5 protein-coding genes and 2 pseudogenes are annotated in these 7,259 nt (G+C 67.6%); 2 read left to right on the top strand and 5 right to left on the bottom strand.

Annotation, left to right across the window (positions count from 1 at the left end):
- Positions 1-146: pseudogene (locus HNR01_RS27765) on the bottom strand (phosphoserine transaminase); the annotation flags it as partial.
- 174 nt (positions 147-320) lie between these two features.
- On the bottom strand, positions 321-1,043 hold the full coding sequence (gene trmD, locus HNR01_RS24905; RefSeq protein WP_183670416.1) for a tRNA (guanosine(37)-N1)-methyltransferase TrmD: 723 nt from the start codon (positions 1,041-1,043) through the stop codon (positions 321-323).
- Positions 1,044-1,530: 487 nt separating this feature from the next.
- Here trmD and HNR01_RS24900 point away from each other — a divergent pair, with 487 nt between their 5' ends.
- Together HNR01_RS24900 and HNR01_RS24895 are read left to right on the top strand one after the other, a co-directional pair.
- The gene (locus tag HNR01_RS24900; protein ID WP_183670414.1) at positions 1,531-2,268 is read left to right on the top strand and encodes a class I SAM-dependent methyltransferase; all 738 of its coding nucleotides are present in this window, start codon (positions 1,531-1,533) and stop codon (positions 2,266-2,268) included.
- A 69-nt stretch (positions 2,269-2,337) separates the two neighbouring features.
- Positions 2,338-3,132: a bestrophin-like domain gene (locus HNR01_RS24895; RefSeq protein WP_183670433.1), complete on the top strand. Its 795-nt coding sequence runs from the start codon at positions 2,338-2,340 to the stop codon at positions 3,130-3,132.
- Between the two features lie 97 nt (positions 3,133-3,229).
- On the opposite strand, the pseudogene HNR01_RS24890 reads toward HNR01_RS24895, so the two are convergent.
- From HNR01_RS24890 to rimM, 3 genes and pseudogenes are all read right to left on the bottom strand, one after another.
- Positions 3,230-4,678 (bottom strand): annotated as a pseudogene (locus HNR01_RS24890) (DUF1254 domain-containing protein).
- A gap of 568 nt (positions 4,679-5,246) precedes the next feature.
- Positions 5,247-5,621: a nuclear transport factor 2 family protein gene (locus HNR01_RS24885; RefSeq protein WP_183670412.1), complete on the bottom strand. Its 375-nt coding sequence runs from the start codon at positions 5,619-5,621 to the stop codon at positions 5,247-5,249.
- Positions 5,622-6,453: 832 nt separating this feature from the next.
- Complete coding sequence (gene rimM, locus HNR01_RS24880) at positions 6,454-7,128, bottom strand: ribosome maturation factor RimM (RefSeq protein WP_017487370.1); 675 nt, start codon at positions 7,126-7,128, stop codon at positions 6,454-6,456.
- Between the last annotated feature and the right edge of the window lie 131 nt (positions 7,129-7,259).

Raw genomic sequence — 7,259 nt, 5'->3', positions numbered from 1 at the left:
AGCTTGGCCTTGCCGGCGGCCGAGCGGTGCGAGCGGCCGAGCGCGGCGCCGGCGAGGGCATCCAGGCTCCAGCCCGGACGCTTGGTCGTCGGGCCGGACGAGAAATACGGAACGCGCGGACGCGCGGCAGGCATCTGAGCCGTCATATCAACCATCCTTCCAGATGAGCGCCTCCCGTTGGGGGGAGGTGTCCCGCCGCCGGGAATGACGGATCAAGAGCCGCAACGCAAGCGGCGTTTCCAAGGATTCAGACCCGCGTGTGTTGCAGGCAACAGAACGATATTTCAGTTATCGGAAGAACAGCGGAGGAGAAACTCGATCTAAGGTTCGTCACTCTGCAGCAGGTCCGGCCGGCGCGCCCGGGTCAGCGCGCGGCTGCGCTCGGCCCGCCAGCGGGCGATGGCGGCATGGTTGCCGCCCATCAGGACGTCGGGGATCGCCCGTCCCTCCCATTCGCGCGGACGGGTATAGTGCGGGTATTCGAGCAGGCCGCCCTCGAAGCTCTCCTCGACGCCGGAAGCGTGCTTGCCCATCACACCGGGCAGCAGGCGGACGCAGGCGTCGATGAGCACCAGGGCCGCGATCTCGCCGCCCGAGAGCACGTAGTCGCCGATCGAGACCTCTTCGAGGTTGCGCGCCTCGATCACCCGCTCGTCGACGCCCTCGAAGCGACCGCAGACGATGACCGCCCCGGGTCCCTCGGCCAGTGTCCGCACCCGCGCCTGCGTCAGCGGTGTTCCGCGGGGCGACATGAGGAGGCGTGGGCGGTGGTCGTCCGGAGCGGCCGCAGCGTCGATGGCGGCTCCGAGCACGTCGCAGCGCAGCACCATCCCGGCCCCGCCGCCGGCGGGCGTGTCGTCGACGTTGCGCTGCCGGCCGAGGCCGTGCTCGCGGATCTGGCGCGGCTCCAGGCTCCAGGTGCCGCGGACCAGCGCGTCCCCGGACAGCGAATGGCCCAGCGGACCGGGAAACATCTCCGGGTAAAGGGTCAGGACGGTGGCCCGCCAGGGGGCCGCCGCACCGGGATCGACGGGCTCGCTCATGCCGCTTGATGGCGGCGCGCGCCGGGTCGGTCAATCGGGGCGGCGCTCCAGTCAGTCAGCGCCGGGCGAGGGGAGGCCGTCGCTTCGGTTCCGCCCGGTGACCTCGGTCGAGGTGGCGCCGGGATGGCGATCGCAGGCGACGGTCCGGCCGGACCGCGTCACGGTCGGCCGATCGGCCGGGGAGGGGCTCTGACGTCGAGCGGTTCATCGGCTCGGCTGGTCGGCCTGTCATGGCGCCGAACGGGTCGGGACGTCCCAGAGGGATTCCGACGGTCGCGCCAGGGAAGCCCTGCGCCGTCGCCGGATGGGCCGGCAGCCCGGCGAGGGCGAGGAGGGCGAGGAGGAGGATCGGGCTGCGCATGGCGTCTCACTCTCGGATGCCGGTTCGAGGCTGTTTCTTGCGAACGGGGCGCGCTGCCGATGGTTCGATGCGCGGCCGAGGCGCGCGGGGTGGGCACGCCCGCCAGCGCCGCGCATTGTCCAGGGCATGACCCGCTTCGCCGCCTTCCTCCCCCTCCTTCTGCTGACGCTCCCGGCCTTCGCGGCCGAGCCGCTCGCGCCGCCCGGTGCGCCGGCCGAGCGCTTCGCGAAGCCCGACCGGCCCGTCGCGGAGATCGTCGCTCCGCAATGGGCGCACGAGCGGGAGCGCGACCGGGCCGACGAGGTCGGGCAGGGCGCGCGCCTGATGCGGATCGCACCCGGCGAGACGGTGGCCGATATCGGCGCGGGCAGCGGCTACTACGTCTTCCGCCTGAGTCCGCGCGTCGGCTCGCAGGGCCGTATCCTGGCCCAGGACATTACGCCGGATTATCTCGCCGATCTCGAGCGCCGTGTTGCCGAATCGGGGCTGTCCAACGTGACCGTGGTGCGCGGGGAAGCGCACGACCCGCGGCTGCCGCCGGGTTCGGTCGATGCGGCGGTGCTGGTCCACATGTACCACGAGATTGCGCAACCCTTCGGCCTGCTCTGGAACCTTGCCGCCGCGATGAAGCCGGGCGGCCGGGTCGGAATCGTCGATGCCGACGCGATCCCCTCCCGCCACGGCACGCCGCCGAAACTCCTGCGCTGCGAACTGGCAGCGGTCGGCTATCGCGAGGTCTCGCTGGCCCGGCTGAAGGGCGGCGTCGGCTATCTCGCGGTGTTCGAGGCGCCCGCGCCCGATCGCCGCCCCGTGCCGGAGGCGATCCGGCCCTGCCGGGACGAGGCCACGCGGAAGGGCGGTTGAGGCGCCTTTACCGAATCGGAGGGTTTGGTCGGTCACGCTGGCGGTCCCGACCTCTCGATCGACCCGGTGATGATCCTCGGCTTCTGGCTCGACCAACCCGTCTGGCTGATGTTCACGCTTCTGGCGGGCCTCTTCCTCACCTTCTGCGCGCTGCTGAGCCTGCTCACCACCCTTCCCTGGACACGGGAGGGGACGCGCCGGCTCTCGACCGGAATCGTGCCACCCTATATCGGCGTGGTCGCAGTTCTGCTCGCCCTGCTGACCGGTTTCGTCGCCAACGATGCCTGGGAGCGCCAGCGTCAGGCGAACCGGGTGCTTCAGGCCGAGCGCTCGCACGCGCTGGCGGTCTACGATCTCAGCATCGCCTCGGCGCCGGACATGAGCAGCCTGCGCACCTCGCTGTTCGCCTATCTCGAAGCGGTGGTGAAGGAGGAGTGGCCCTCCATGGCCGCGACCGGTGCCTCGGCTCCCTCGGCGGGCCAGGCGCTCGGACGCCTGCTGCAGGCGGCTGCGGACCCGCGCACCGCCGCTGAGGCGGGGGAGGCCACCCACGCGGCCCTGCTCGAAGCGGTGATGCAATTGCGCTCGGCCCGCAGCGAACGCCTCGCGATCAGCGCCGCCCGCAGCGACGAGAGCAAGTGGCTGACGCTCCTCGTCCTCGCCGGCCTGACATTGACGGCGATCGCCCTCGTTCATTGCGAGCGTCCCTACGCGCAGGCGACGACCCTGTTCCTGTTCTCGGCCGCGGTGGTGACGACGCTGGGCGTGATCGCCCTGCACGAGCGCCCCTTCGACGGCCCCTTGGCGCTGTCGCCCGAGCCGATCCGCCTCGCACGCGCGGCGATGGAAGCGGGCGGGCGCTGAGCGGGTGTGATGGAGCCGCTCGATTGGCGGACGGCGTATCACGAAGCCGCATTGCGGCTCCTGGGACAGTCTTGGCTTGCGGGGGCTCCGACCCTGCTCACAGCGTCGCGCTGGCGCTGCGCGTGACTGGCGGCGGCGACCACGATCCGTTCAGAATGGCGTCCTTCGGCCAGTACGTCCGGAGCATCAGCACGAACGGTCCCTCCGGCGCCGGCAGCCAGTTCGTCTCCCGCATGGCGCCGGGACTCTCGGTCTGGATGAAGAGGTCGACCGAGCCATCCGGGTTGGCCTTCAAGGCATCGCGCGGGCTGATCGAGTAGCGGTTGAGCTGGTTCTCGACGAAGAAGTAGTCCGCGTCGTACATCGTCAGCGACCAGAAGCCGTCGACAGGGGGTAGCTCGCCGGCCGGGAAACGCATCACGTACTTGGAAGCGCCGTTGAGCTTCCGGCCCGCAGCATCGACAGTGGTCAGTGGGTACACCGCATCCTGCGGCAGGTTGCAGCCGAGCCCGACCGCCGTGACCAGGGCGCGCTGCAGATAGTCCTTGCCGTAGTCGCCGCCGTCAGTCGTGAAGGTCCAGCCGTTGACGTGGCTCCCGGTCGCCTTCAGATGCCCCATGATGCGGGGAATGGCCTCCTCTGGCGCTCGCGCAATCGCCTCGCGGATGGCAGCCGGCTAGCTTGCCGGGTCGAAGGACTGGCCCGGGACGATGCCGAGCGAGGCCATCTTGGCCAGCGGAACACCGTCGGCCAATGCCGGCGGGTTGTCCTTCATCAGGCTGGCCAGCAGGTTGAAGTAGGTCGTCGCGTCCATGCGATTAACTTGCTCACGCACGGCCGTCTTCATGTCGACGCCCGGATCGATACGGCCAGCCGGCGGCGTGTACGGCTTGTCCGCCGCGCTCGCAGGAACGAGCCTGTACTGGTCCTGGACGGCATGCACGGCCTTGTAGTCCTCGGGCGTGCCCGTGCAGTAGGTCCGACCGATGATCCAGATCAGGCTGGTCGGGGCCTGGATCAGCTTGGCGCCCGAGGGCACGCTGCCGCTCCAGCCCGGCCCGGCGATGAAGTAGGTCTGCGGCCCGGTCCCGGATGTACGCTTGCCCGGCACGGCGAAGACGTTCGTCCAAGCGCTCAGCATCGGCATCAGGTAGTAGCGCCCCTCCTCATCCGGGATGGTGAGGATGTGAGGCTCGCGACCGACGTCCACGAAGGCGCTGGAATAGAGCGTGTCGGCATTCGGTGCGGTGACGGCTCTGAACTTCGCGTCCGGGTACTCCCTGAGGTTGGCGAACTGGCCCATCGGCGCGTTCTTGCCCTCGGCTGCGGTCACGTTGGTCAGGACGCGCCGGGTCATCTCGACGGTCACGAGCGGGTAGCCGTAGATGTAGGCGTCGATGGCCAGGTTCAGGGGATCGGTCACCGCATGATTGCCGATGATCGGCGCGTCCCGCGTCATGCTCTGAGCCCAGGCGGAGGGCCGGCCCGCGCCGATGAGAGGGATCGTGCCCGCGCCTGCGGCGAAGAACCGTCTGGTGATATCCATGACCGTCTCCCGGCAATGGCCCGCTCAAGCAGGCGGCTTCAGAATGGGCTGATCCCTCTTCGGACGGCTCGGATAGGCCGCCCGTTGCTGAAGCGGCTTTGCTGACCGTCAGCACAATGAGGGCACTTCGAGAGCCATTTCGGATCGCAGTGCGTGGCAGCATACCGGGGCCGAGCCGGGCGGCTTGACCGAATGAGACATCAGATCCGTTTCGGCCTGGACGTGGACTGTAGGTTTCACATTCCGTCGGGCCCGCTCGTGTGGGGCACCTCTCCTGTTGGCTGCCTCGATTTCAAGAATGCCGGGTTTATCCCTTGGAACGGCAGCCTTCGCAGCATCGGAACCCCTGACGGAGCGTCCAAGCTTGGATGGACCTCAGGGCGTGATTTGTTGAATATTCGCATACCCTGCTGCAGCGACCATCCATCGAGACAGTCTCGAGAGACTGCTCGGAGTGGGCCGCGGACCCTGTCCCTCTGCCCGAGAGCCGATGTTCCATGTCGGACCGAACTGCGGCGGCCACGCAGCCATCAACGCCTTGCCTCGGCGGGCGTGCAAAACCGCCGGATCAGAGGTCTCCGATCCTGGAGCAATGACCCGCTACCACACGCCATCCATGTTCACCGCTGCGCCAGATGCGAGTGTAGGCGAAGATACCGGACACCGGATGCTCGATGTATGTCGCTTCGAGCCTCGCCTTGGTCGTCGTCACGACGATGTCATGGGATGGATGAAGAGTGGTCTCGAAGAGTTCGCGGCGTCGGATCTGCAATCGTCGCTTTCGATGAGCTTCCAAATCCTCTTCTTTCGTCATCACGTTGCCCATCGGACCCGTGAAGACAAGATTTTCGTCGATCAGTTCGGACAACGCCTGGACGTCTCCCGAAATCATCGCGGCTCGAAGGCGCTCCTCGCTGGCCGACACGCCCTGATCATTCTGCATCGCCGCGGCACTCTCTCGTCGGCGGCGAACATAGAAGTGTATTTCTAGTTGCGGAAGGGCCGCATTTGCTCGCAGTCTCTCCGCAAGTCGACGGGCGGATTCCACCCCGAGTGGCTATCCCGCTCGAGGCCCTATCTGCTCATTCCGTATCCGACCTCAGAGGACCGTTTGGCGCAGTTATTCGCCAAGCGCTAAGCTGCCATTGGGTTCATACGTGAAGAGCGGCTGATTATGATTTCACACGTCACCCTCGGCACCAGTGCCGTCGAAACCGCGCGGCGCTTCTACGATCCTGTGCTCAGGATATTGGGACTCAATTTGAAATTCGCGGATGAGAATTGGGCTGGTTGGAAGTCAGCTTGGTCCGACAGGCCGCTGTTCATTGTGACCCGCCCCTACGACGGACGACCCATGTCTGTAGGCAATGGGCAAATGGTAGCCTTGCTAGCGAGAAGCCGATCCGAAGTGCATTTGTGTCATGCGCTGGCAATCGAGTGCGGCGGAAAATGCGAAGGCAGGCCAGGGCTTCGCCCTGATTATCATCCCAATTACTACGGTGCATATTTTCGAGATCTTGATGGAAACAAGCTCTGCGTCTGTTTCCATGGGGCCGAGTGACGCAATTCGAAGCGGCGCGACCCAAACGCGAGGTGTGCACGCCTCGCACCGACATCAGCTCTTCCGCTCGATCGCATCGAGAGCTGCCTGACCGAGGCCACGCGACGCGGTCGTCGGCCTCTGCCGCATCAACAGCCTGGAAGCGAACCGTTCCGAAGACCGCATCGGGGCCGAGGCAGCCCTAGGCCTCATCAAGTGAATGCGGATTTTGGCCTCAGCCCGGATCGTCGGCGGGCTTCGGGCCCGGCGGGGCGAACAGGTCCTCCGGCGGGTCCGCGACGACCTTTCCGCCGGCGATGTCGAGGCTCGGCACGAAGGCCTTGGTGAAGGGCAGGAGCGCGGTCGGGCCGCCGGCCGCCGGGCGGATTTCGAGGAGATCGCCGCCGCCATAGTTCGGCACCGCCACGATGGTGCCGATCGCTGCGCCGGAGCCGTCCTCGACCGTGAGTCCGATCAGGTCGGTGAGGAAGAACTCGTCCTCGTCCTCGGCTTCTCCCAGGCGTTCGCGGGCGATGGCGAGCGTGACGCGGTTGAGGGCTTCGGCGCCGCTGCGGTGGTCGACGCCTTTGACCCGCACGATCAGCAGGTCGGGCGACCCGCCGGGTGCAAGCCGGGCGTCCTCGAGTTCGAGGGTGCGGCCATCCGAGGCGCGTAAGGGACCGTAGCCGGCGATCGCCAGAGGTTCACCGGTATAGGATTTCAGCCGCACCTCACCGTGCAGTCCGTGCGGCCGGCCGAATTCGCCGAGCAGGACGAGGTCCGGATCGGGGAAGGCGGGCGGGACGGACTTGGCGCCTTGTGGCTTGCGGGCCGAGGTGACGGCCTCCGGCGCGAGGCGCTCGGCGGACCGCGCAGGTCCACGCGATGAGGATCCGGGGCGGCGGGCCATGCAAGGTGCCTCGATGACGGCGCGTTGTCCCTTCGCCAGGCAGGAAGGGAGCGAAAGCGGGAGGGGGCGGCAGAGGCGCAAGCCGTCCCCGGTTGCGCAACCCCCACCCCGACCCCTCCCCGCGAGGGGGA

Origin of the sequence: Methylorubrum rhodesianum (assembly GCF_014199985.1) — a bacterium.
GTDB lineage: Bacteria > Pseudomonadota > Alphaproteobacteria > Rhizobiales > Beijerinckiaceae > Methylobacterium > Methylobacterium rhodesianum.
The sequence above is the reverse complement of the archived record's forward strand: the minus strand, read 5'-3'. Positions and strand labels throughout refer to the sequence as shown.

What these genes read in the sequence shown, in the direction of transcription:
- trmD (WP_183670416.1), bottom strand. Translation starts at nt 1,043, where the DNA reads ATGAGCGAGCCCGTCGATCCCGGTGCGGCGGCCCCCTGGCGGGCCACC.
- HNR01_RS24900 (WP_183670414.1), top strand. Translation starts at nt 1,531, where the DNA reads ATGACCCGCTTCGCCGCCTTCCTCCCCCTCCTTCTGCTGACGCTCCCG.
- HNR01_RS24895 (WP_183670433.1), top strand. Translation starts at nt 2,338, where the DNA reads ATGATCCTCGGCTTCTGGCTCGACCAACCCGTCTGGCTGATGTTCACG.
- HNR01_RS24885 (WP_183670412.1), bottom strand. Translation starts at nt 5,621, where the DNA reads ATGCAGAATGATCAGGGCGTGTCGGCCAGCGAGGAGCGCCTTCGAGCC.
- rimM (WP_017487370.1), bottom strand. Translation starts at nt 7,128, where the DNA reads ATGGCCCGCCGCCCCGGATCCTCATCGCGTGGACCTGCGCGGTCCGCC.